Origin of the sequence: Microvirga arabica (genome assembly GCF_016811235.1) — a bacterium.
In the GTDB taxonomy this organism is placed as follows: domain Bacteria; phylum Pseudomonadota; class Alphaproteobacteria; order Rhizobiales; family Beijerinckiaceae; genus Microvirga; species Microvirga arabica.
The window spans coordinates 53385-75944 of sequence record NZ_JAFBID010000021.1 but is presented as its reverse complement, the minus strand read 5'-3'; the positions used below and the strand labels follow the sequence as shown (position 1 = coordinate 75944).

The 22560-nt window shown below is 64.6% G+C and carries 18 protein-coding genes, 1 tRNA gene and 1 pseudogene; 8 read left to right on the top strand and 12 right to left on the bottom strand.

The features are described from left to right. Positions 1 to 37 precede the first annotated feature (37 nt). Both JQC81_RS13160 and JQC81_RS13155 read right to left on the bottom strand, forming a co-directional pair. A complete protein-coding gene (locus JQC81_RS13160) occupies positions 38 to 343 on the bottom strand; it encodes a DUF1244 domain-containing protein (protein WP_203272259.1) in 306 nt (101 codons plus the stop codon). Between the two features lie 4 nt (positions 344 to 347). Then, entirely contained in the window at positions 348 to 1187 is an 840-nt protein-coding gene (locus JQC81_RS13155; RefSeq protein WP_203272258.1) for an N-formylglutamate amidohydrolase, read from the bottom strand. A 110-nt stretch (positions 1188 to 1297) separates the two neighbouring features. Here JQC81_RS13155 and JQC81_RS13150 point away from each other — a divergent pair, with 110 nt between their 5' ends. The 3 genes from JQC81_RS13150 to pyk all read left to right on the top strand — a co-directional run bounded on the left by JQC81_RS13150 (position 1298) and on the right by pyk (position 4339). Beyond that, positions 1298 to 2236 carry a DMT family transporter gene (locus JQC81_RS13150; protein WP_203272257.1) on the top strand — a complete coding sequence of 313 codons (939 nt, stop codon included), beginning with the start codon at positions 1298 to 1300 and terminating at the stop codon, positions 2234 to 2236. A 202-nt stretch (positions 2237 to 2438) separates the two neighbouring features. Then, positions 2439 to 2903 (top strand): DUF1036 domain-containing protein, encoded by a 465-nt coding sequence (locus tag JQC81_RS13145; RefSeq protein ID WP_203272256.1) that lies wholly within the window; start codon positions 2439 to 2441, stop codon positions 2901 to 2903. Further along, positions 2903 to 4339, top strand: a complete 1437-nt coding sequence (gene pyk, locus JQC81_RS13140) for a pyruvate kinase (RefSeq protein ID WP_203272255.1) — start codon at positions 2903 to 2905, stop codon at positions 4337 to 4339. Before JQC81_RS13145 ends, pyk begins: the two co-directional genes overlap by 1 nt. On the opposite strand, the gene JQC81_RS13135 is transcribed toward pyk, so the two are convergent. From JQC81_RS13135 to cpdR, 5 genes are all read right to left on the bottom strand, one after another. Continuing rightward, positions 4330 to 5313: an alpha/beta fold hydrolase gene (locus JQC81_RS13135; protein WP_203272254.1), complete on the bottom strand. Its 984-nt coding sequence runs from the start codon at positions 5311 to 5313 to the stop codon at positions 4330 to 4332. The two genes, pyk and JQC81_RS13135, sit on opposite strands and share 10 nt — an antisense overlap. 15 nt (positions 5314 to 5328) lie before the next feature. Beyond that, positions 5329 to 5952, bottom strand: coding sequence for a tetratricopeptide repeat protein (locus JQC81_RS13130; RefSeq protein ID WP_203272253.1), 624 nt, complete (start codon positions 5950 to 5952; stop codon positions 5329 to 5331). A gap of 69 nt (positions 5953 to 6021) precedes the next feature. After that, a complete protein-coding gene (gene ykgO / locus JQC81_RS13125) occupies positions 6022 to 6147 on the bottom strand; it encodes a type B 50S ribosomal protein L36 (RefSeq protein ID WP_009763379.1) in 126 nt (41 codons plus the stop codon). A 45-nt stretch (positions 6148 to 6192) separates the two neighbouring features. Continuing rightward, positions 6193 to 6267, bottom strand: a tRNA-Val gene (locus tag JQC81_RS13120). Positions 6268 to 6357: 90 nt separating this feature from the next. After that, positions 6358 to 6714, bottom strand: coding sequence for a cell cycle two-component system response regulator CpdR (gene cpdR, locus JQC81_RS13115; protein WP_036355105.1), 357 nt, complete (start codon positions 6712 to 6714; stop codon positions 6358 to 6360). Positions 6715 to 6892: 178 nt separating this feature from the next. Between cpdR and JQC81_RS13110 the strand changes: the two genes are divergently transcribed. Next, positions 6893 to 7783, top strand: coding sequence for an N-formylglutamate amidohydrolase (locus JQC81_RS13110; protein ID WP_203272252.1), 891 nt, complete (start codon positions 6893 to 6895; stop codon positions 7781 to 7783). 157 nt (positions 7784 to 7940) lie between these two features. On the opposite strand, the gene JQC81_RS13105 is transcribed toward JQC81_RS13110, so the two are convergent. Next, positions 7941 to 9200 (bottom strand): MFS transporter, encoded by a 1260-nt coding sequence (locus JQC81_RS13105; RefSeq protein WP_203272251.1) that lies wholly within the window; start codon positions 9198 to 9200, stop codon positions 7941 to 7943. A 114-nt stretch (positions 9201 to 9314) separates the two neighbouring features. Between JQC81_RS13105 and hisN the strand changes: the two genes are divergently transcribed. Further along, complete coding sequence (gene hisN / locus JQC81_RS33110; RefSeq protein WP_312887510.1) at positions 9315 to 10097, top strand: histidinol-phosphatase; 783 nt, start codon at positions 9315 to 9317, stop codon at positions 10095 to 10097. Between the two features lie 48 nt (positions 10098 to 10145). Here hisN and JQC81_RS13100 read toward each other — a convergent pair. Further along, positions 10146 to 11090, bottom strand: a pseudogene (locus tag JQC81_RS13100) (alpha/beta fold hydrolase); the annotation flags it as partial. Positions 11091 to 11282: 192 nt separating this feature from the next. On the opposite strand from JQC81_RS13100, the gene JQC81_RS13095 reads away from it, so the two are divergent. Next, positions 11283 to 11738: an Hsp20 family protein gene (locus JQC81_RS13095; protein WP_203272249.1), complete on the top strand. Its 456-nt coding sequence runs from the start codon at positions 11283 to 11285 to the stop codon at positions 11736 to 11738. 167 nt (positions 11739 to 11905) lie between these two features. On the opposite strand, the gene JQC81_RS13090 is transcribed toward JQC81_RS13095, so the two are convergent. Then, on the bottom strand, positions 11906 to 12982 hold the full coding sequence (locus JQC81_RS13090) for a threonine aldolase family protein (protein ID WP_203272248.1): 1077 nt from the start codon (positions 12980 to 12982) through the stop codon (positions 11906 to 11908). Positions 12983 to 13593: 611 nt separating this feature from the next. Between JQC81_RS13090 and gltB the strand changes: the two genes are divergently transcribed. Both gltB and JQC81_RS13080 read left to right on the top strand, forming a co-directional pair. Then, the gene (gene gltB, locus JQC81_RS13085) at positions 13594 to 18312 is read left to right on the top strand and encodes a glutamate synthase large subunit (protein ID WP_203272247.1); all 4719 of its coding nucleotides are present in this window, start codon (positions 13594 to 13596) and stop codon (positions 18310 to 18312) included. Between the two features lie 20 nt (positions 18313 to 18332). Further along, positions 18333 to 19754: a glutamate synthase subunit beta gene (locus tag JQC81_RS13080; protein WP_203272246.1), complete on the top strand. Its 1422-nt coding sequence runs from the start codon at positions 18333 to 18335 to the stop codon at positions 19752 to 19754. Between the two features lie 75 nt (positions 19755 to 19829). Here JQC81_RS13080 and JQC81_RS13075 read toward each other — a convergent pair whose 3' ends face one another. Further along, on the bottom strand, positions 19830 to 21074 hold the full coding sequence (locus tag JQC81_RS13075; RefSeq protein ID WP_203272245.1) for an SGNH/GDSL hydrolase family protein: 1245 nt from the start codon (positions 21072 to 21074) through the stop codon (positions 19830 to 19832). A 189-nt stretch (positions 21075 to 21263) separates the two neighbouring features. Then, positions 21264 to 22481, bottom strand: a complete 1218-nt coding sequence (locus JQC81_RS13070; protein WP_203272244.1) for a lytic murein transglycosylase — start codon at positions 22479 to 22481, stop codon at positions 21264 to 21266. Positions 22482 to 22560: the final 79 nt, after the last annotated feature.

The window sequence follows — 22560 nt, the reverse complement described above, 5'->3', positions numbered from 1 at the left end:
TTGGCGCCAGTGTTATGGTCATTTGGTTGAAGCCGTTTTAATGCCCCGGCTTCGATTTCTCAAAATCTGCGAGTTGCGACGGGCTGGCCTCGCCCTGGTGGCGCTGCTTCCACTCCTCGTAGGGCATGCCGTAGACATGGGTCCGGCTGTCCTCTTTCGAGAGGGCCACGCTCCGCTCGTCGGCAGCGTCCTTCAACCAGTTGGACAGGCAGTTACGGCAGAAGCCCGCGAGATTCATGAGATCGATGTTCTGGACGTCCGTGCGTTCGCGCAGATGCTCGACCAGCCTGCGGAAGGCGGCCGCCTCCAGCTCCGTGCGGGTTTTGTCGTCGATGCTCTTCATGGGCTTATCCTCCATGCTGGCGCAGGCGGTCCCGGGTGCGGGTGCCGAAGATCCGGGGCGCCCGAAGCTCGGGCCGGCTCGCCAACGGTTCGAGCAGCCGGGCGAAGCGCTCGGCCCATTCCTCGGCGCCCTCGTCGGAGGCGATCAGATCCTGCCGGATCTCGATGAGGGCGTTAGCCAGACCCGGCACCGTGGCGTGACGGTCGACGGTGTCGCCCGCCAGCGCCCCATCATAGGGTTCGTTGTCGCCGACGACGAGTCCGTTCTCGGCCTGCAGCCCCTCCAGGAGCGGCTTGGCGAAGCGGTCGTCCGCATCCCAGAGGATGCCCACATGCCAGGGCCGCGGCCAGCCGCGCCAGACCGGGGTGAAGCTGTGGACCGTCACGATCACGGGCGGATGGCCAGCCGCCATGGCCTTATGGATCGCGTCCGAGATCGCATGATCGTAAGGATCGTAGAACCGGGCGATGCGCTGCTGCACCTCCGCCTCGTCCACACGGGCATTGCCCGGCACCACAGCGCCGTCGGAGAGGCGCATGACCAGGGTCAGGTCGTCCCTCCCCCGGTTGGGGTCGATGATCAGCCGCGAGAATTGAGTCAGAATTGCCGGAGCCCCGAGGCGCCGGGCGAGCGAGCGGGTCACGGCGGCTGCCCCGATGTCATAGGCGATGTGGCGCTGGAACTCGGATTCCGGCAGGCCGAGATCGCCTAAATCCGGCGGCACCGCATTGGAGGCATGGTCGCACAGGATCAGGATCCCCGATTCGATGGAACCGGGAATGACCTCGACCGGATGGGTCTCAAGAAGGGGATCGTCGAGCTTGAGCGCGGCGGAAGCAGGCATGAAGAGATGGGTTTCGGATATGGATGGATTGAACGGCGGAGGAAAAGCCTTACCCTGCCCCTCAAACCCTGACAACGCGACCTTCCGCGCAACACACTTTCACGTTCCACATGTCCCCGACATCCACCACGGCCCGCCTTGAGCCGGGCTTCGCCACCGCTTTTGCCGCCCTCTGCCTGGGTGCCGTGGCCATGGGCATCTCGCCCATCTTCGTCCGCTTCGCCTCTGCCGACATGGGCGGAACGCCGGCCGATGTGGGGCCGTTCGCCAGCGCCTTCTGGCGCGTCTCGCTCTGCCTGCCCCTGCTCTATGCCTGGATGCGCATCGAGGAGCGGCGCGCACCGACCGGCACGCTGAGGGTTCGCTTTTCCAAGGCGAGCATCTTAGGGGGCATCGTTTTTGCCGGGGATCTCTTCTTCTGGCATCTGGCGATTCTCAAGACCACGGTGGCGAACGCCACGTTCTTCGCCACCATGGCGCCGCTCTTCGTCGTACTGACCGTATGGCTTGTGCTCCGGCAGCGCGTGTCACGGGGCACCTTCCTGGGCCTCGGCCTTTGCCTCCTCGGCGGAGCCGCCCTGATCGGCCAGAGCCTGCAGGCGGACCCAGGCCGGATCGAAGGCGATCTCTACGGGGTCGCCACGGCGTTCTTCTTCGGGATGTATTTCCTGGCCGCCAGCCGGGCACGCAAGACGGCAGGCGCCGCGCGGGTCACCTTCGAGGCGGGGCTCATCACCTCGGCCATCCTTCTCGTCATTGCCGTCCTGTTCGACACACGGGTGATTCCGCAGACGGGGCAAGGCATCGCGGCGCTGCTCGCCATGTCCTATGTCAGCCATGCAGGCGGCCAGGGCCTGCTCGCCATCGCGCTCGGGCGGTTGCCGGCGACCTTCTCGTCCCTAGTGATTTTCCTCGAGGCGATTGCCGCGGCCGTGTTCGGCTGGGCCGTGTTGGGCGAGGCGCTGACGCCGATCCAAGCCTTGGGCGGCGCGCTGATCCTCTTCGGCATCTGGGTGGCACGCCCGAAACCCGAAGCGCAGTCCAGTTAGGGCAGCACCGAGCCTCTCCGAACGGGGAGCAACGACTGCCCGAAAGCCGGCCGCCTGTGTCGCAGAGGCCATGCAGGCGGCAAATTCTTTAACACGCCGGCTCGAAGGTCTTGCTCCTGGGACGCATCTGGCCGACAACGATTCGCCAAAGTTCTTGACGCATTGTGCGATTTCATTCCTTCGATTCGATCAAACCATATCCATGAAGGCCTTCACCCTCCCATCGTCTGCTCTCTGCCGGCGAAGCCTTGCACTCGCGACCTTCGTCTTGAGCGGGTGCGTGTTCGCCGCGTCACCCGCGAAGGCGGACCTGCGCCTGTGCAACATGACCTCGAGCCGGGTCGGCATCGCGCTTGGCTACCGGGACGCGCAGGGCTGGGTGACGGAGGGCTGGTGGAATCTCACCGCCCGTGGCTGCGAGACCCTGCTGAAGGGCCAACTCGCCGGGCGCTTCTATTACGTCTACGCCATCGATTACGACCGTGGCGGCGAGTGGAGCGGCCGCTCCTTCATGTGCACGCGGGAACGCGAATTCACGATTCGCGGTACGGAGGATTGCCTCGCCAGAGGCTTTGATCGCAGCGGCTTCTTCGAAGTCGACACCGGAGAACAGAAGAGCTGGACCATTCAGCTCACCGAAACGAACCGCCCAGGGGGGCAGCCATAATGAGACGCGCACGCCGCACGAAGATCCTCGCAACCTTAGGCCCGGCTTCCGAGAACTCGGAGATGATCGAGAAGCTGTTCGAGGCGGGAGCCGACGTGTTCCGCCTCAACATGAGCCACCTGCCCCGCGAGAAGCTGAAGGAGCGGGTTGCCATGATCCGCGCCGTCGAGGCCAAGTTCAACCGGCCCATCGCGATCCTGGCCGATCTCCAGGGGCCCAAGCTGCGCGTCGGCGCCTTCGAGGGCGACAGCGCCATGCTGGTGCCGGGTCAGTCCTTCACCCTCGATGCGGATAAGACCCCGGGAACAGTTGATCGCGTGCACCTGCCGCATCCGGAGATCCTCTCCTCGCTCGAGCCCGGCCATACGGTTCTGATCGACGACGGCAAGCTGCGGCTACGCGTGAAAAGCGTGAAGCAGGGCTCGGCCACCACGTCGGTGGAGATTGCCGGCAAGATCTCCAATCGCAAGGGCGTGAGCCTGCCCGACACTACGATTCCGGTCGCCGCCATGACGGAGAAGGACCGCTCGGATCTCGAAGCGGCGCTCGATGCCGGCGTGGACTGGATCGCGCTCTCCTTCGTGCAACGTCCCGAGGACGTGGCCGAGGTGAAGAAGGTGGCCCGCGGCCGGGCTCTCGTGATGTCGAAGCTCGAGAAGCCGCAGGCGATCTCCCGCCTCGACGAGATCATCGAGATTTCCGATGCCGTGATGGTGGCCCGCGGCGACCTCGGCGTCGAGATGCCGCTTGAAAAGGTGCCCGGCATCCAGAAGCGCATCGTCCGCACGGCGCGCCGCTACGGCAAGCCCGTCGTGGTGGCGACCCAGATGCTCGAATCCATGATCACCTCCCCGGTGCCGACCCGCGCCGAAGTCTCCGACGTGGCGACCGCCGTCTATGACGGGGCCGACGCGGTGATGCTCTCGGCCGAGAGCGCCTCGGGCGAATACCCGGTCGATGCGGTGTCCACCATGAGCCGCATCGCCGAAGAGGTGGAGCAGGACCAGAACTACTGGTCGATCATGCGCACCCTCAATGCCGAGCCGGAAGCGACGGGGTCGGACGCCATCGCGGCGGCCTCGCATCAGATCGCCGACACCCTCAACCTGAAGACGGTGGCAGCCTGGACATTTTCTGGCTCGACTGCCTTCCGCATCGCCCGCGAGCGGCCGAACTCGACGGTGATCGCGCTGACCCCCAGCATCGACACCGCGCGGCGCCTGGCCCTGGTCTGGGGCGTGCATTCGATCCGCACGAAGGATGCGAACGACATCGACGACATGGCGTTCCGCGCCTGCAAGTTCGCCGTGCGCGAAGGCTTCTCGAATGTGGGCGAGCGCGTGATCATCGTGGCCGGCATGCCCTTCGGCACGCCGGGCGCCACCAACATGGTGCGCATCGCCTTCGTGAACCAGGAGCACGCCGCTCAGGCGTGATCCACTTCCGCCTTGGCCGGAGCAATCCGTTCGGCCAGGGTCTCGACGGCGGAGAGCACCGTTTCCTGATCGGCATATTGCGGCATGTGGCCGATGCCGGGCATCAGGATCAGCTCCGCGCCCGGCACCTCGCGGGCGAAGCACCGGCTGTGCAGGTCGGTCCAGACGATCTCATCCGCATCGCCGGCAATCACCAGCGTGGGCAGGCGGATATCCCCGTAGCGCCCGCTCTGCCGGAGAACGCCGTCATACATCACGGCGAAGTCCTGCATGTTGACCTCGTAGGCCCGTGGCCGGAAGGCCAGCGGGATGAAGCCCTTCGTTACGATGCCCCGGGGCGGGCGTTGCGGCCAGAACGTCTTTTTCTTCATCCACGGCCGGAGCACGAGCAGAATCGGCACGGCCAATGTGCGAAACCAGAGCCAGCTCAGCGGTGAGACGATCAGGCGGCGGTACCAGCCGATATAGCCGCCGGGCCAAGGGGTCGTGATGCCGGCGAGCACGACGATCGCGCCGGCAACATCGGTGTGATCGAGGGCGAAATGCGGCACGATGGTTCCGGACCAGGAATGTCCCACGATCACCGCGTTGCGGACCTCAAGCTGGCGCAGGGCACCGGCGATGAGTTGAGCCTGCCGGGCGGGATCGGCCTCAGCCAAGCCGGCTTTCCGTTCGCTCCAGCCATGGCCAGGGCGATCGATGGCGATCACCCGGTAGCGCCGCGAGAGGGCCGTTCCCATGCCCAGCATGGACTCGACGAGGTTCGAGGAGGCGCCGTGCAGGATGACGATGGTTCCGTCGGATGGGTCACCCACGGGCCCTTCCTCCCGGTAGTGAAGCCGGCAGCCCTCAACCGCGATGAAGCGGCCCGTCGGCGGGAAGCGCCTCTCGATGCTCCAGGCATAAAGATAGGTGAACGCGGCTCCCAGGATCAGAAGAAGGAAAGGTGCGGCCAAGACGAGAAGCAGGGTCATCCCCGCAACCTGGGATCAGAGATCCTGCCCGTCAACCTGCGGCCTGAGCCGTTCGATGATGGTTTTGACGTCATCCATCTGCGGATTAATCTCCAGCACCTTCCGGTAAGCCTGCAGCGCCCGCACCTTGTCGTCCGAGGCCATCAGGATATGGCCCAGTCCCGTCCAGGCATTGAAGTGCCGGGGCTCGATCTTGAGCGCCCGATGAAGGTCCGCCATGGCGCCCACCGGGTCGTCGAGCTGGTAGAACACCGTGGCGCGCTTGTACCAGGCTTCCGCCCAATTGGGCTGGAGCGCCAGAACCCGGTCGATCAACTCGATGGAAAGGGGGAAATCCTTCTTCCCGAAGGCTTCGGCAGCCCGGCTCAGCAGGAGATCGGCGGTATCGGACCCGGAGCGGGACAGGCGCCGCTCGATCAGGGAGGCAATTCCTTTGGCCTCGCGCTCGCTCTGGGCCTTACCGAGACGCTCGAACAATTCGTCGAGGCTGGACGCCCTCGGAGGGCTGGGCTTCGCAGGCTGAGCCTGATCCTGCGGGCCGTCCTTCGGGGCATCCCTTGAACGCGCAGGCTCCTGCGCACCGACGGGGTGGGACACGAGGCTCAGGGATAGGATCAGGGCAGACGCGAAAAAGCGCATGCGGGAATATTAGGGTCCCGGCATGCGCGGTCAATTCAGATTATCGTGTGCGGCATTGCCGCAGCGAACTTAGCCCTGGCGGGCCTTGTAGCGCTTCTGGGTCTTGTTGATGATGTAGACCCGGCCCTTGCGACGAACCAGCTGGTTGTCGCGGTGACGGCCGCGGATCGACTTCAACGAGTTACGGATCTTCATATCCGGTCTCCTGCGGCCCCTCGGGAAGGCCGGAAAAAAGAAAAATGGTGGGCGCGGCTGGGATCGAACCAGCGACCCCTACGATGTCAACGTAGTGCTCTCCCGCTGAGCTACGCGCCCGGGAAACGGTGATGTTTGACGTCCCGTCTCGGCTGTGGGGGCGATATACCCACAAGCGGGCGCGGGCGCAAGCCTTGGAAAGGGCCTTTTTTAGGCCGCCATCATTTTATCGACTTCGGTCACCAGGTCGCGCAGATGGAACGGCTTCGACAGGACCTTCGCGTCGCGAGGAGCCTGGGAATCCGGGTTGAGCGCGACGGCGGCGAAGCCCGTGATGAACATCACCTTGATGTCCGGATCGAGCTCGGTGGCCTTGCGGGCCAGCTCGATCCCGTCCATCTCGGGCATGACGATGTCCGTCAGCAGCAGTTCGAATGGTTCCTCGCGCAGCCTATTGTAGGCGGAAAGGCCGTTGTCGAACGAGGCCACGTCGTAGCCTGCGTTCTCCAGCGCCTTCACGAGGAAGCGGCGCATGTCGTTGTCGTCTTCGGCGAGAAGGATCTTCATCGGTTGCCAGCCCCGAATCATGGCGAATGGTTTCAGACCTTCATGCCGGATCGGGAGTAAACAAGCCGTGAAAGAAGGACGCGGTTCCCATACGATATTGTCATGGACAGGCGACGGCGCTGCCTTACACTAGCCCGATGACCGGCTTTTCTTCCACCATAGTCAAGTTCATTTCCTGATGCGGCCAGCCATTGTCGATGAGTTCGACCCTCCCTTCACCGTCACCGAACCTGCCATGCAGACGATCCCGTTCGTCTTCAACGTGCCGCATGCAGGAGCGATCTACCCGGCCTCCTTCCTGGCATCATCCCGGCTGGACGCCGTCGCGCTGAGGCGGTCCGAGGATGCTTTCGTGGACGAGCTGTTCGCCTCCGTGATGGCGCTCGGCGCCCCCCTGATGACGGCGCATTTCCCGCGGGCTTTTCTCGACCTGAACCGGGAGCCCTACGAACTCGATTCTCGTATGTTCGACGGGCGGCTGCCCTCGTTTGCCAACACCCGCTCCATGCGGGTGGCGGGGGGCCTGGGGACCATCCCGCGCATCGTAGCCGACGGCCAGGAAATCTACCGCTCGCACCTGCCGGTGGATGAGGCTCTCCACCGGGTCGAATGGCTCTACAAGCCCTATCACCGCACCCTGCGGCATCTGGTGCGCCGCACGTCCCAGCTTTTCGGCCATGCCGTCCTCATCGACTGCCATTCCATGCCCTCCTCCAGCGTCAGCCGGGAGGACGGGGTCAAGGCCGACATCGTGCTGGGCGATCGCTACGGGACGAGCTGCGCCACGCTCCTGATCGATCTCGTGGAGGCGGCCCTCAGGGGGCGGGGCTATACGGTCGTGCGCAACAAGCCCTATGCGGGCGGCTTCATCACCGAGCACTACGGCGAGCCGGCTCTCGGGCGCCATGCCCTGCAGATCGAGATCAACCGCGCGCTCTATATGGATGAGCGCAGCATGGCGAAGAAAACCGCATTCCCGGTGCTGGCGGATGACCTGACCCAGGCCTTTGCCCAGGTGATCGGGGATATCGCGGGTGAGCTGACGACCCGGCCCATCGCGGCGGAGTGAGAGGGGCCAGAAAAAGAAAAAGGCCACTGTTGCCAGCGGCCCGAAGTTTAGGGAGGAAACGCCCAAGAAGGGCATGCGATGCAGCGACGCCATCGCCATATCGCACTGCAATAATTACGCCGCAGCGCACAAATTGCAACAGAAATTTCGCTTTCAGTTATGACTTTGTTGCATATCTGCTCGGATGAGGATCGATGGCTCTGGCATAAAAGGCGAGGCTGAGCAGGAGTACCGCCGCCAATGATCCAAAAACGAGGCGGTAGCCCTCAGGACGGTAGAGGCCCTGGTCCGAGCGACCCACCAGATCGATCAGCATGCCCGTGACGCTCTGGGACAGAAACGCCCCGCCCATGGTGCCGATATTCATCAGGGTGATGCCCCGACCGGTGAGCTCTGGCGGGAACAACGATTTTCCATGGCTGGTCAGGATCGGCGTGTAGGCGACGAACAGGCCGAATGGGACGAACCAGAGCGTAGCCCAGGGCTGAGGCAGGGGCACAAGCACGAGAATGGCGAGGAGCAGCACCGTCGCCGTGCCGCCGATGAGGACGGGCTTCTTGTAGCTGCCCCAGAACCGGTCCATCGCTCCCCAGAGCAGCATACCGCAGATCTGCGCCGTCGCCCCGAGGAGCAGGACATTCCCCCGCGTGACGAGGTCCGCCCCGTGCACATCCGACAGCCAGGGCCCGCCCCAGAGGCCGATGACGGAGACGAAGCACCCATAGGTGGCCAGGTGCATGAAGAAGACCGGCCAGAAGGACGGCACCCTCAGGGCCGCGCCGACGCCCCGGAATGCGGCGGCCCAGGCCTCCTTCGGCCTGTCCGCCCCTGAATCCCTTGGCACCAGAAAGACGATCATCAGGGCAATGGCTACCGTCAGGACGGCAACGGCCAGGAATGAGGCCCGCCAGCCGAAGGCCGCCGCCGAGGCGGCCAAAGGCGCCGTGGCCGCCAGGGTGCCGGTATTGGCCAAGCCCATCTGGAGGCTGGTGAGCCCGGCAAAGCGCTCGGGCGGAAAGCGCCGCGCATAGATCACCAGCGGGGCCATGAAAAAGGTGGAGCAGCCGAGCCCCATCAAAGCCCGGGCGGCGATGAGGAGGGAAGCCGAGGGGGCGAGCGCAAAAAGCACGGTGCCGAGAACCGTCAGCACGGCTGTGGCCAGCATGGTGCGCTTCGGGCCATAACGATCCATCAGAATCCCGACCGGAATCTGGACGGCCGCGAAGGAGAAGAAGAAGGCGCTGGAGAGAAGCCCAGTCTGGGTGGCCGTGAGATCGAGCTCCCGGGCAAGGTCATTGGCGATGACCCCGATGGAGTTGCGCAGGAACTGGCTGACCGCATAGATCGAGACCAGCGCTCCAATCAGGAGAAAGGCCGTTTCCGAGCGGGTCGGGCGAGGCTTGGGCGCAAAATCCATGCGATCTCGATCCTTATTTGCCGCCGCTCTCTTGCCGCGCGACAGGCGCTTGATAAAAGCTCACCGCAAGCGGGCCAAGGCCGCCCGCATTATTCTTTCGGGGATTGGGACGCCATGGGGCTCATCGACTTCACGCATTTCGTCAACGAGCTCGCAACCCAGTCAGGCCAGGCAATCCTCCCCTTCTTCCGCACCGCCATCGCCACGGAGGACAAGTCCCGCGGCGGTGCGTTCGATCCGGTCACGGAAGCCGATCGGGCCGGCGAGGCGACCATACGCCACCTCATCAAGCGCAGCTTTCCCACGCACGGCATCATCGGCGAGGAATTCGGAGCCGAGCGGCCGGATGCGGATTACGTCTGGGTGCTTGACCCCATCGACGGCACCAGGGCCTTCATCGCGGGCCTTCCCACCTGGGGCACGCTGATCGGCCTGACCCACAAGAAGCAGCCGGTCTTCGGCATGATGCACCAGCCCTTCACCGGCGAGCGCTTCTTCGGCGACACCGGTAGCGCGACCTATCGCGGCCCTGGTGGCGAGCGCAAGCTCAAAGTCCGCCGCTGCGCCTCGCTAAAAGACGCGGTGATCTCCACCACGAGCCCACGCATCTTCGCCGGCGACGAGCTGCGGGCCTATGACCGGGTGGAGAGCGTGGCTCGGCTGGCCCGCTACGGCTGCGATTGCTACGCCTATTGCATGCTGGCGGCCGGCCACATCGACCTCGTGGTCGAGTCGGGGCTAAAGCCTTACGACATCGCGGCCCTGATCCCGATCATCGAGGGCGCCGGCGGCATCGTCACCGCCTGGGACGGCGGCTCCGCCGCTGAGGGCGGGCGCATCGTCGCTGCGGGCGACCGCCGGGTCCACGCCGCCGCCGTCGAGTTGCTCAGCCGCTAGCCCCAACTCCACCAGATCGCGTTTTCCGGGCGCAACCGGGTCGGGCGTGCCCGGAATGAAGGCGTCGAAGGCGGCCCAGAACTGCTCGCGGATGACGTCCCGCTCCATGAGAATTTCATGGCGGGCACCTGGGATAACGATCACACGGCCTGCCTTGAGCCGCGAGGCGAAGCGCTCCGTCGCGGGCGTCGCGCAGACGGGATCCGCGCCGGCCGCCACGATCAGCGTGGGCAAGCGGATCTTGATGGCATAGCGCGGATCGGCGAAGCGCTTCATGAACCGGAAGGCGCCGTCGATCCAGGCGACGGTCGGCGCCCCGATGGCCCCGACCCCGATGGCGTGTGCGGCCTCGGCGTTGCGGCCATAGCGGACGGGATCGCCTGTCAGGCGATTGCCCTTGAACGGCATGGTGGAGATGGAGGTCTCGCCCCCGCCGGGCACGAACATCTTGCCCATGCCGAAGAACCGCAGGATCCTCGCGAAGAAGGCCGAGATGCGGGTGCGCTTGATGATGCACAGCGCAATCATCGGCGTGGTGGTCACGAGGCGGCGGAAGGGGATCCAGGTTTCATAGGCCGCATTCAGGGCGATGGCTCCGCCCATGGAATGGGCGAGGCCGAAATGCGGCTCCGGCATGTGCGGCACGAGAATCTGGTCGCGGATCGCCTCAAGGTCGTGACGGTAATCGGAAAAGCGCCGGACATGGCCCTTGCGCGGGTTGCTCACCTGCCGGCCTGAAAGCCCCTGCCCGCGCCAGTCGAAGGCTACGACGGCAAAGCCGCGGTCGAGGAGCTCGCCCACCACCTCGAAATACTTTTCGATGAACTCCGCCCTACCCTGCAGGATACAGACCGTGCCCTGCGGCTTCTCAGTCTCCGGAATCCAGGTGGCGGCCCGAAGCGCGATGCCGTCGCGGGTGGTCACGCTGACCAGCTTCGGCTCGCCGGGTACGGGATTGTCAGGGGTGGTGATGAATTCCACAACGGGGTCCAACTCGGGGTTCCAACTCGAAGACGTGACCTCTTTATAGGGCATCCTGGGCCTAGAAAACGACCCTCTTGAAAGCAATCTTATCCGCTCCCACATCGAGGACGTGCCGGCCATGATGGCGGCACAGCAACCCGGATCCAGCCTATGAAGGTGGATCTTCCCTGACTGCATGTCGCTTCAAGCGGAGGATATGCCATGCGACAGTTCGATCTTGCTCCCCTGTACCGCAACACGGTCGGCTTCGACCGTCTGTTCTCGATGCTCGACCAGATGGTCGGCGTCGATGCGGCCCCGAGCTACCCGCCCTACAACATCGAGCGCACCGGCGAGAATGCCTATCGCATCTCGATTGCCGTTGCCGGCTTCACCGATCGCGACCTGACGGTCGAGGTGAAGGAAAACACCCTTTCCGTGCGCGGTGAGCGCAAGGTTTCGGAAGAGCGCAAAGTTGACGTTCTCCACCAGGGCATCGCCGCCCGCAGCTTCGACCGGCGCTTCCAGCTGGCCGATGGCGTGCAGGTGGTGGGCGCGGCCCTCGAGAACGGCCTGCTCCACCTCGATCTCGTGCGCGAGACGCCCGAGGCCAAGAAGCCGAAGCTCATCCCGATTTCCACGAATGCCGCTCAGACTATCGAGGCCAAGGCTGCCTAAGGTTCTGAAGAGAGCTTAAACGAAGAGCGCCCCGGTACATGCCGGGGCGCTTTTTTATTGCTAGTCCTGGTCCTTGGTAAAATCCCGCTGGGGCTGGAGGGCTGCCCCGTGGGTCAAGGGTCTCTTGAGATGACCATTCGCCTGTGAATGCGGCAGGGTTAGGGCAATCACTCCGCGGCTTGGCGCTCTGCCTCGGAAGAGGCAATTTCCAGGAGCTTGCGCACATCCTCTTCTCTTGTGGCCCAGGAGGCGACGAGACGGATCAGGACCTCGTTCTCCCCAACCCGCTCGGCTTCAGGCAGGCTCAGGTCGGTCCACGGGTTGTAGATGATGCCCGCTGCCTTAAGCCTCTGGTTCAAGGGCTGCGGGATGATCGGGAACACCTCGTTGGCCTCGGTCGGCCAGGCGAGACGCACACCGGGGAGCCGCATCAATCCCTCCGAGAGGAGCTTGGCCATGCTGTTGGCATGGCGGGCATTGGCGAGCCAGTGATCCTCCGCGAAGTAGCCTTCGAACTGGGCTGCAATCAGCCGGCCCTTGGAGATGATCTGACCGGCGCGCTTGGACCGGTAGTCGAGCGCCTCCGCCAGCTCGGGCTTGAACACCACGATGGCTTCGGCCATGAGGCCGCCGTTCTTGGTAGCCCCGAAGGACAAGATGTCGACGCCCTGCTTCCAGTTCATCTCGGCCGGTGTGCAGCCGAGGGCCACGAGGGCATTGGCGAAGCGTGCGCCGTCCATGTGGAAGGACAGGCCGTGCTCGCGGCAGACCTGGCCCAGAGCCGCCAGTTCGTCGAGGCTGTAGACGAGGCCGCCCTCGCTCACCTGCGAGATCGAGAGAGCCTTCGGGGGCATCTGCTTCACGGCCTTGGGCAAGCTGTTCAGGTACGCGCTAACATCTTCCGCCTTCAGCTTGGCACCGACGCCCGGCAGACCGGCGAGCTTGGCGCCATGCATGAAGAATTCCGGCGCCCCGCACTCGTCGTCGATGATGTGAGCCTCCCGGTGACAGACGCAGAGGCCATAGGGCGGCACGGCCGACGAGAGAGCCAGGGCGTTGGCGGCAGTGCCGGTAGCGGCGAAGAATACGGACACCTCGCGCTCGAAGATCTCGCTGAAGCGTGCCCTCACCCGCTTCGAGATCTCGTCGTTCCCATAGGCCGCCATGGCCCCGGCATTGGCCTGCACGATGGCCTGGAGAACCGGCGCGCTGGCACCCACGATGTTGTCGCTCGCAAAGTTCATTTCTTGTCTCCTTGGGAGCGCACCCTGGCGAAGGTTGCCGACATGTCAAGAACATTGACCCATCGGTTGAGACTTGCGTCCGAACGAGTCGAAAAGCTGCTTTTGTTACACCCTAAGTCTCCGGCTTGTAACTTTTGTCTAAAATTTTTCTAAACCCACTTGTGCCCTACAACAAACTCTGGCAGTTTGCACTCATTAGGACAGCGATGCTGTCCCTTTTGGGGTGCCTGCACCCTTTCGTTGACGCCCTGGGGTTTTGTTGATGCTTCGCACCACGCGAACGAAACGAGATACCACGAAAGCCGCCCGCAAAGCGTGGGCGGAACGGGCGACTCTGGGCTGAACTCAAGCCCAAAGGATGCCCGCGAGGAGCGGGCTCCCCTGCCGGACCCACCCCTCGACAAGACCGAAGAAGCGGCGGGCACTCCGGACGATCCGATCATCCGGCGGGCCTCAAAGCCGCCCCAAAAAACAGCGCATTGTGCGGAAAAGTGGATCCGGTTTTCCGCACAATGCGCAGGGTAGAAACAGAGCATCGGGTTAGTCCCAAAAGTGCAAATCCACTTTTGGGCCCGATGCTCGGATGACGCGTTCGGATGTAAGGATCTGCCATGAGCGACGTGCCGACCAAGAGCCTGGAAGCCCAAGTGCCAAGCCGCACGGCCAATGCAGCCGATATGGTCAAAGTCGTGCGCGATCCGGGGCTGCCCGCAGCCCAAGGCCTCTACGATCCTTCCAACGAGCAGGATTCCTGCGGCGTCGGTTTCATCGCCGACATGAAGAACCGCAAGTCGCACGAGATCGTGGAGCAGGGGCTGGCCATCCTGCATAACCTCGACCATCGCGGCGCGGTCGGCGCCGATCCCAAGATGGGCGACGGCTGTGGCATCTTGGTGCAGATCCCGCACAAGTTCTTCGCCGCCGAATGCGCCAAGGTCGGCATCTGGCTGCCCGAAGCTGGCCAGTACGGCGCCGGTCACCTGTTCATGCCGCGCGACCCGGAGGGCTTCAAGCTCGTCGAGGAGATCGTCACCAAAGCGATCACCGATGAGGGCCTTCAGGTGCTCGGCTGGCGTGACGTGCCGGTGGATTCCAGTGATCTCGGCGAGAGCGTGAAGGCCACCGAGCCCCTGCACCGCCAGATCTTCGTCGGCAAGGGTAAGGGGATGGACGATGCCGAGACCTTCGAGCGCCGCCTGTTCATCGCCCGCAAGGTCATTTCGAACGCCGTCTACGACATGAAGGACGAGCGCACGAAGGGTTACTACCCCGTCAGCCTGTCCTCGCGCACCATCGTCTACAAGGGCATGGTGCTCGTCACGCAGCTGCGCGACTACTACATCGACCTTCAGGACCCGCGCTTCGAGAGCGCCATTGCCCTCGTGCACCAGCGCTTTGCCACCAACACCTTCCCGACCTGGCAGCTCGCACACCCGTACCGCATGGTCGCCCATAACGGCGAGATCAACACCCTGCGCGGCAACGTGAACTGGATGGCGGCCCGCCAAGCCTCCGTCGACTCGGAACTCTTCGGCAACGACATCTCGAAGCTGTGGCCGATCTCCTACGAAGGCCAGTCCGACACCGCCTGCTTCGACAACGCGCTCGAATTCCTGGTGCGCGGCGGCTATTCCCTGTCGCACGCCATGATGATGCTGATCCCGGAAGCCTGGGCCGGCAACCCGCTCATGAACGACGACCGGCGCGCCTTCTACGAGTACCACGCCGCCCTCATGGAGCCATGGGACGGCCCCGCCGCCGTGTGCTTCACGGACGGCAAGCAGATCGGCGCGACGCTGGACCGCAACGGCCTGCGCCCGGCCCGCTATCTCGTGACCGACGACGGCCTCGTGGTGCTCGCTTCCGAAATGGGCGTGCTGCCGATTCCCGAGGAGAAGATCGTCGAGAAGTGGCGCCTGCAGCCGGGCAAGATGCTCCTCATCGATCTTGAGGAAGGACGTATCGTTTCCGACGACGAGATCAAGCAGCAGCTTTCCAACGCGCACCCTTACAAGGAGTGGCTGAAGCGTACGCAGATCGTGCTGGAGGACTTGAAGCCCGTGCAGGCGCGCGAGTCGCGCACGGACGTGTCGCTGCTCGACCGTCAGCAGGCCTTCGGCTACACGTCGGAAGACCTGAAGCTGCTCATGCAGCCCATGGCCGTCACCGGCCAGGAGGCGGTGGGCTCCATGGGATCGGACACGCCGATCTCCGCGCTCTCGGATAAGTCGAAGCTGCTCTACACCTATTTCAAGCAGAACTTCGCCCAGGTGACGAACCCGCCGATCGACCCGATCCGCGAAGAGCTCGTCATGAGCCTCGTGTCGTTCATCGGCCCGCGTCCGAACATCCTTGACCTCGAGGGCACCTCGCGCCGCAAGCGCCTGGAAGTGCGCCAGCCGATCCTCACCAACGCGGACCTGGAGAAGATCCGCTGCATCGGCCATTTCGAGGACCGCTTCGATACCAAGACCCTCGACATTACCTATGATGCGGAGCTCGGCGCATCCGCTCTCGACGGCGCCGTCGACCGCCTCTGCGACCGCGCGGAAGCGGCCGTTCACGGCGGCTACAACATCATCATCCTGTCCGACCGCATGGTGGGCCCGGACCGCATTCCGATCCCGGCGCTGCTCGCCACCGCGGCCGTGCACAACTACCTCATCCGCAAGGGTCTGCGCACCTCGGTCGGCCTCGTGGTCGAATCGGGCGAGCCGCGCGAGATCCATCACTTCGCCTGCTTGGCCGGCTACGGCGCGGAGGCGATCAACCCGTATCTCGCCTTCGACACCATCGCGGCAATGCGTGAGGCCGGCGAGTTGCCGGAAGAAGTGGACGCGGACGAAGCGGTCAAGCGCTACATCAAGTCCATCGGCAAGGGTCTGCTCAAGGTGATGTCCAAGATGGGCATCTCCACCTACCAGTCCTATTGCGGCGCGCAGATCTTCGACGCGGTCGGCCTCAAGTCCGACTTTGTGGCCCGCGACTTCTTCGGCACGGCCACCACCATCGAAGGCATCGGCATGGACGAGGTGGCGGAAGAAAACGTGCGCCGCCACCGCGACGCCTTCGGCGATGCCCCGATCTATCGCAACGCCCTCGATGTGGGCGGCGAATACGCCTATCGCACCCGTGGCGAGGTGCATGCCTGGAACCCGGACACGGTTGCGACGCTCCAGCACGCCGTGCGCCTCAATGCGCAGGACCGCTACCGCGAATATGCCCGCCTCGTGAACGAGCAGGACAACGAGCTCAAGACGATCCGGGGCCTCTTCCGCATCAAGAATGCTGAGGAGACGGGCCGTGCTGCCGTTCCGCTGAGCGAAGTCGAACCCGCGCAGGAGATCGTCAAGCGCTTCTCCACAGGCGCCATGTCCTTCGGGTCGATCTCGAAGGAGGCCCATGAGACGCTGGCGCTCGCCATGAACGCCATCGGCGGCAAGTCAAACACCGGCGAGGGCGGCGAGGAGCCGGAGCGCTTCCGTCCGCTGGCGAACGGCATGTCCAAGCGCTCGGCCATCAAGCAGGTGGCCTCAGGCCGCTTCGGCGTGACGACGGAATATCTCGTCAATGCCGACATGATGCAGATCAAGGTGGCGCAGGGTGCAAAGCCCGGCGAAGGCGGACAGCTGCCCGGTCACAAGGTGGATTCGAGGATCGCCCGCGTGCGCCACTCGACCCCCGGCGTCGGTCTCATCTCGCCGCCGCCGCATCACGACATCTATTCCATTGAGGATCTGGCGCAGCTGATCTTCGACCTGAAGAACGTGAATCCTTCCGCCGACGTGTCGGTGAAGCTTGTGGCGGAAGTGGGCGTCGGCACGGTCGCGGCGGGTGTTGCCAAGGCACGGGCCGATCACATCACGATCTCCGGGTTCGAGGGCGGCACCGGCGCGTCTCCCCTCACCTCGCTCAAGCATGCGGGCTCGCCTTGGGAGATTGGCCTCGCCGAGACCCAGCAGACCCTGGTGCTCAACCGCCTGCGCGGTCGCGTGGCGCTCCAGGCCGATGGCGGCCTGCGCACGGGCCGCGACGTGGTGATCGCAGCTTTGCTCGGTGCCGACGAGTACGGCTTCTCGACCGCGCCTCTCATTGCGGCCGGCTGCATCATGATGCGCAAGTGCCATCTCAACACCTGCCCGGTGGGTGTGGCCACGCAGGACCCGGTGCTGCGCAAGCGCTTCAAGGGCCTGCCGGAGCATGTCATCAATTACTTCTTCTTCGTCGCCGAGGAAGTGCGCGAGCTGATGGCCGAGATGGGCTTCCGCACGATTGATGAGATGATCGGCCAGTCCGATCTCCTCGACAAGAACGAGGCCATCGATCACTGGAAGGCGAAGGGCCTCGACTTCACCAAGCTCTTCCACAAGCCGGATGTGCCCGCGAACGTGGCGATCCGCCATCTGGAGCGCCAGGTGCACCCGATTGCGGACGTGCTCGACCGCGCGTTCATCGCGCAGGCCGGTCCAGCCCTGGAGAACGGTGAGGCCGTCACCATCGAGGCGACGGTAAAAAGCTCCGACCGCACGGTCGGCGCCATGCTCTCCGGCGAGGTGGCCAAGCGCTACGGCCATGAGGGTATGCCTGACGACACGATCACCGTGAAGCTGAAGGGCACCGCCGGCCAGAGCTTCGGCGCATGGCTTGCGGCGGGCGTGACACTGAACTTAGAGGGCGAAGCCAACGACTATGTCGGCAAGGGTCTGTCGGGCGGCAAGATCATCATCAGCCCATCCTCTGCCTCGAAGGCTCTGCCTGAGAATTCCATCGTGGTCGGCAACACGGTGATGTACGGGGCGATTGCCGGCGAGGCGTATTTCCGCGGTGTTGCGGGCGAGCGCTTCGCCGTGCGCAACTCCGGCGCCATCGCGGTGGTCGAGGGTACGGGCGATCATGGCTGCGAGTACATGACCGGCGGCCTCGTGGTCGTGCTCGGCCAGACCGGCCGCAACTTCGCGGCGGGCATGTCCGGCGGCATCGCCTATGTGCTCGACGAGGACGGCACGTTCACCAAGCGCTGCAACCTGTCCATGGTCGATCTCGAGCCCGTCGAGGAGGAGGAGGACCTGATGCGCCGCCTCCACCATCACGGCGGCGATCTGGAGACCAAGGGCCGCATCGACATTATGGCCAACATGTCCGGCCCCGATGAAGAGCGCCTGATGCAGCTCATCACCAACCATCACACCTATACGGGCTCGACGCGCGCCAAGGAGATCCTCGACAACTGGACGACCTACCGCACCAAGTTCGTGAAGGTCATGCCGGTCGAGTATCGCCGTGCGCTCCAGGAGATGGATCGTCTCCGGAACCTGCAGGCGGCGGAATAAGGATTGTAAGGGGCAAACCCATGGGCAAGGTCACAGGCTTTCTCGAATACGACCGGCAGGAGCAGAAGTATCAGCTCGCCGGTGAGCGCGTGCGCCACTTCCGCGAGTTCACGCTGCCGCTCGACACCAACGATCTGCGCAAGCAGGCGGGACGCTGCATGGATTGCGGCATCCCCTTCTGCCACGGGCCGACGGGATGTCCGGTGCACAACCAGATCCCTGACTGGAACGACCTGGTCTGGCAGGACGATTGGGAGGAGGCTGCACGCAACCTCCACACCACCAACAACTTCCCCGAGTTCACGGGCCGCATCTGCCCGGCGCCGTGCGAGGAGGCCTGCACGCTCAACCTCGAGAACCAGCCGGTCACCATCAAGACCATCGAGCAGGCCATTGCCGACAAGGCCTGGGAAATGGGCTTCGTGAAGCCGGAGCCTGCCGAGATTCAGACCGGCAAGCGCGTGGCCGTGATCGGCTCAGGCCCTGCCGGCATGGCGGCGGCCCAGCAGCTCGCCCGCGCCGGTCACGAGGTGCATGTGTTCGAGCGTCAGGCCAAGCCCGGCGGCCTGCTGCGCTACGGCATTCCGGACTTCAAGATGGAGAAGTACCACATCGACCGCCGGGTGAAGCAGATGGAAGCCGAGGGCGTGATCTTCCATTGCGGCGTAAATATCGGCGTCGACCGCAGCTTCGCCTCGCTCCACAACGAGTTCGACGCGGTGCTCTTCGCCGGTGGTGCCGAGGATCCGCGGAATCCGAACCTGCCGGGCCAGGACCTCGCCGGTGTCTATTACGCCATGCCTTACCTCACCCAGGCCAACCAGCGCGTGGGCCATGAGGAAGTCACCGAGGAGCCGATCCTTGCAGGCGGCAAGCACGTGGTGGTGATCGGCGGCGGCGACACGGCCTCCGACTGCGTCGGCACCGCGTTCCGCCAGGGCGCCCTCTCGGTGACCCAGCTCGACATCCGTCCCAAGCCGCCGGAGCAAGAGAACAAGCTCACCGTGTGGCCTTACTGGCCGACGAAGATGCGCACCTCGTCCAGCCAAGCGGAAGGCGCCGAGCGCGAGTTCCAGGCAGCAACGCTCGGGATCGAGGGCAAGAAGGGCCGCGTGACCGGCGTGCAATGCGCCCGCGTGGACGAGAAGCGCCAGCCTATTCCCGGCAGCGAGTTCATTCTGAAGGCCGACCTCGTCTTCATCGCCATCGGCTTCGCCGGTTCGGTGAAGGAAGGCCTGCTTGAGCAATCGGGCGTCGCCATGGATCGCCGCGGCAACGTGGTGGCCGACGACAGGAGCTACAGGACCTCGAACGATAAGGTATTCGTGGCCGGCGACATGCGCCGCGGCCAGTCGCTGGTGGTGTGGGCGATCCGCGAGGGCCGCCAGGCCGCCCGCTCCATCGACACCTTCCTGATGGGCGAAAGCAATTTGCCGGTGTAAGCCTACGATCTCTCCAGAAATGAAAAGCGGCGGCTCACGTCGGTGAGCCGCCGCTTTGTTGTTCCTGAACGCGCCTTATGGGTTCGGCCAGCGGAAATCGTCGGCACGACCGGCGCGCGAGTCCGGCGCGATACCCACCCGTAACGCACGTTGGACCGTATAGGAATTGTCGCCGGTCAGTTTCGGCGGTGCCGACACCAGCGCTCCGCCCGGTGCCACCTCCTGGCGGGTCAGCGGTAGAACCGGGCCGACAAGCGGCTTCTGCGGCAGGGCCGCCGGAGTGGCGGCATCCGGCGGGGGCGGCAAGGCCGCTTCGACTGAGGGCGCGGAAGAACCATCGGCCGGTGCGATCTGCGTGGGAGCGGCCGCCGTGGCCGCTCCTCCGAGTCCGAGAACCCGCTTGATCTCCGTATCGGCGAAGAAGGCGACCTTCCGCGCGCCGGCCCGGGTGAAGAACACGCCTTCGTTGGTGCGAAGCTTGGTGGGATCACCATCCACGTCCGGTCCGGTATCGGTGTAGCGGTTCTCCTCGTCCACGAAGCCCGGCCAGATGTCCACATAGACGCCGCCGTTGCGCTGCACGCTTTCCTTGTAGATCTCGTTCATGGCAACAAGATCGTCGGAAATCTTGCTGTTCTTCATGGGCGGCAGGCCGATCCACACGAAGGGAACCTTGCGTTCCTTCAGAACGCCCGTGATCGCGTCGATCCGCTGACGGTAGAGTTCCCTCCAGCGGTCCGACAGGGGCTCCACGCTCTCGTCGCCGTCGCGGATCGATTGCCGGTCGTTCGTGCCCAGCATGACGACGGCCACAGAGGTTTTCTGCCCCCCGTCGAGGGTGGCCTTGATGAAGTTGGGCCAGTCGGCCGGGTCGCTGCGAACGAGGTTCGTGTCGCTCCTGACCTTGGACACCACAGCGATATCCTGGTCGTCCTCGAAATGCGCGTCGAGCCCCCGGCGGGCATAGCTCGCCAGAGCGTCGCCGAACACCACCACATGGGTGCTCGGATCGACCTTCGGCTTCTCCTGCTTGACGACAGCTGCCGGCGGAGGCGTGGACCTGCGAGGCCTGGAGACGGGAGCGCGCGCCGGCGCAGGGGGCTCCTGAGCACCGAAGAAGCGCCTGAAGCTGAAGCCCTGTTGCGGCTGGGGCTGGGCCGGCTGCACGAGCTTTCCAGGGTAGTAGCCGGGGGGATAAGCCCGCTGATCCCGGTAGGCCGGCTGCTGGTAATAGCCGGACTGTGCCTGGGCAGCATCGAGCCCGCCTGCTCCCAGGAGCAGGGCCAGTGTCAAGCGGTGAAGGATCGGCACTATTCTCATAGGCGGTTCCATCTTAGAGCATCGGACCCAAAAGTGGATTTGCACTTTTGGAGTCATTCCGATGCTCAGTCCTCAGAAAGCGCATCGTGTGGACCGGACCCAGCGGGCCGCGCCAGCGAAAACCGGGACCACTTTTCCGCACGATGCGCTAGCCGGACCGGCCTGGAGTCGAGCCGTAGGGCGGTACCGTCAGCGGGTCGCGCGCAATTCGCGTAAGACAGCATAATCCGCATAGCCATCTGGGATCAAACCACGCCGGAGCTGGAAGTTCCGCACGGCCTCCCGGGTCTTGGAGCCGAACTTGCCGTCCGTGTCGCCCTCATAGAAGCCGAGACGGGCCAGGCGCTCCTGCAATTCCTGGCGCTGCTCCTTGGCTAGCATGGGCTCCTTGGGCCAGGCGGCCTGGATCGGCTGCCCGCCCATGAGGCGGTCGCCGAGATGCGCCACGCCCATGGCATAGGCATCAGAGGAATTATAAGACTTGATCACATCGTAGTTCTTGGTGACCAGGAAGGCCGGACCGCCCGCGCCGCCCGGCAGGAACAGAGAGGCTTCGCCGGCCCGCGGCATGGCCTTGCCGTCGGCCCGGCGCAGGCCGAGGGTCTGCCACTGGGCGAAGTTCAGCTTCAGGTAGCGGAAGTCGAATCCCTTCGGCAGCTGGACCTCGAAGCCCCAGGGAAGCCCCGGCTCCCAGCCGTGCTGGCGCAGGTAATTGGCCGTGGACGCCATGGCGTCCGGCACCGAGGACCAGATGTCCCGCACCCCGTCCCGGTTGCCGTCGACGGCGTATTTCATGAAGCTCGAGGGCATGAACTGGGTCTGGCCCATGGCGCCGGCCCAGGAGCCGAGCATCCGGGAGCGGTCGACGTGACCCTGCTGGAGGATCTGGAGCGCGGTGAGCAACTCCTCCCGAAAGAAATCGGGCCGATAGCCGGTATAGGCCAGGGTCGCTAGAGCCCGGATGGCATAGATCGAGCCGGTGAAGCTGCCGTAGTTGGTTTCCATGCCCCAGACGCCGAGCACGACGGAGCGCGGGACGCCGTAGGTCTTCTCGACGGCGGCCAAGGTCTTCGACCATTCGGCATTCATGTCCCGGCCGCGCTTCAGGCGCTCGGCCGAGATGGAGCCGTTGATGTAGTCCCATATCGGCCGGACGAACTCGGATTGCTTCTTGGTGAGCGCGATGATCTTGGCGTCGGGCTCGACGTCCCGGAACGCCTCGTTGAACGTGGCCGGCGAGACGCCCCGCGCCTTGGCCTCGGGCCAGAGTCCCTGCACGAAGCGCTGGAACCCGGCTTGGGACGCTTCCTGCGCCTGAACGGGCAATGCCATGACCGCTACACCGGTGGTGAAGCTCAGACCGAGAAGGAGGGCGCCGGAGAGGCGGCGCACCAGAAGCTGGCGCATAGGGGTCGCTCACGGAAACAGGACGGATCGTCCTGCCATTGCGACACTACGAGAGTTAACAGCCGGTTGACAGCTAGCC

What these genes read in the sequence shown, in the direction of transcription:
- JQC81_RS13160 (WP_203272259.1), bottom strand. Translation starts at nt 343, where the DNA reads ATGAAGAGCATCGACGACAAAACCCGCACGGAGCTGGAGGCGGCCGCC.
- JQC81_RS13155 (WP_203272258.1), bottom strand. Translation starts at nt 1,187, where the DNA reads ATGCCTGCTTCCGCCGCGCTCAAGCTCGACGATCCCCTTCTTGAGACC.
- JQC81_RS13150 (WP_203272257.1), top strand. Translation starts at nt 1,298, where the DNA reads ATGTCCCCGACATCCACCACGGCCCGCCTTGAGCCGGGCTTCGCCACC.
- JQC81_RS13145 (WP_203272256.1), top strand. Translation starts at nt 2,439, where the DNA reads ATGAAGGCCTTCACCCTCCCATCGTCTGCTCTCTGCCGGCGAAGCCTT.
- pyk (WP_203272255.1), top strand. Translation starts at nt 2,903, where the DNA reads ATGAGACGCGCACGCCGCACGAAGATCCTCGCAACCTTAGGCCCGGCT.
- JQC81_RS13135 (WP_203272254.1), bottom strand. Translation starts at nt 5,313, where the DNA reads ATGACCCTGCTTCTCGTCTTGGCCGCACCTTTCCTTCTTCTGATCCTG.
- JQC81_RS13130 (WP_203272253.1), bottom strand. Translation starts at nt 5,952, where the DNA reads ATGCGCTTTTTCGCGTCTGCCCTGATCCTATCCCTGAGCCTCGTGTCC.
- ykgO (WP_009763379.1), bottom strand. Translation starts at nt 6,147, where the DNA reads ATGAAGATCCGTAACTCGTTGAAGTCGATCCGCGGCCGTCACCGCGAC.
- cpdR (WP_036355105.1), bottom strand. Translation starts at nt 6,714, where the DNA reads ATGAAGATCCTTCTCGCCGAAGACGACAACGACATGCGCCGCTTCCTC.
- JQC81_RS13110 (WP_203272252.1), top strand. Translation starts at nt 6,893, where the DNA reads ATGCGGCCAGCCATTGTCGATGAGTTCGACCCTCCCTTCACCGTCACC.
- JQC81_RS13105 (WP_203272251.1), bottom strand. Translation starts at nt 9,200, where the DNA reads ATGGATTTTGCGCCCAAGCCTCGCCCGACCCGCTCGGAAACGGCCTTT.
- hisN (WP_312887510.1), top strand. Translation starts at nt 9,315, where the DNA reads ATGGGGCTCATCGACTTCACGCATTTCGTCAACGAGCTCGCAACCCAG.
- JQC81_RS13095 (WP_203272249.1), top strand. Translation starts at nt 11,283, where the DNA reads ATGCGACAGTTCGATCTTGCTCCCCTGTACCGCAACACGGTCGGCTTC.
- JQC81_RS13090 (WP_203272248.1), bottom strand. Translation starts at nt 12,982, where the DNA reads ATGAACTTTGCGAGCGACAACATCGTGGGTGCCAGCGCGCCGGTTCTC.
- gltB (WP_203272247.1), top strand. Translation starts at nt 13,594, where the DNA reads ATGAGCGACGTGCCGACCAAGAGCCTGGAAGCCCAAGTGCCAAGCCGC.
- JQC81_RS13080 (WP_203272246.1), top strand. Translation starts at nt 18,333, where the DNA reads ATGGGCAAGGTCACAGGCTTTCTCGAATACGACCGGCAGGAGCAGAAG.
- JQC81_RS13075 (WP_203272245.1), bottom strand. Translation starts at nt 21,074, where the DNA reads ATGAGAATAGTGCCGATCCTTCACCGCTTGACACTGGCCCTGCTCCTG.
- JQC81_RS13070 (WP_203272244.1), bottom strand. Translation starts at nt 22,481, where the DNA reads ATGCGCCAGCTTCTGGTGCGCCGCCTCTCCGGCGCCCTCCTTCTCGGT.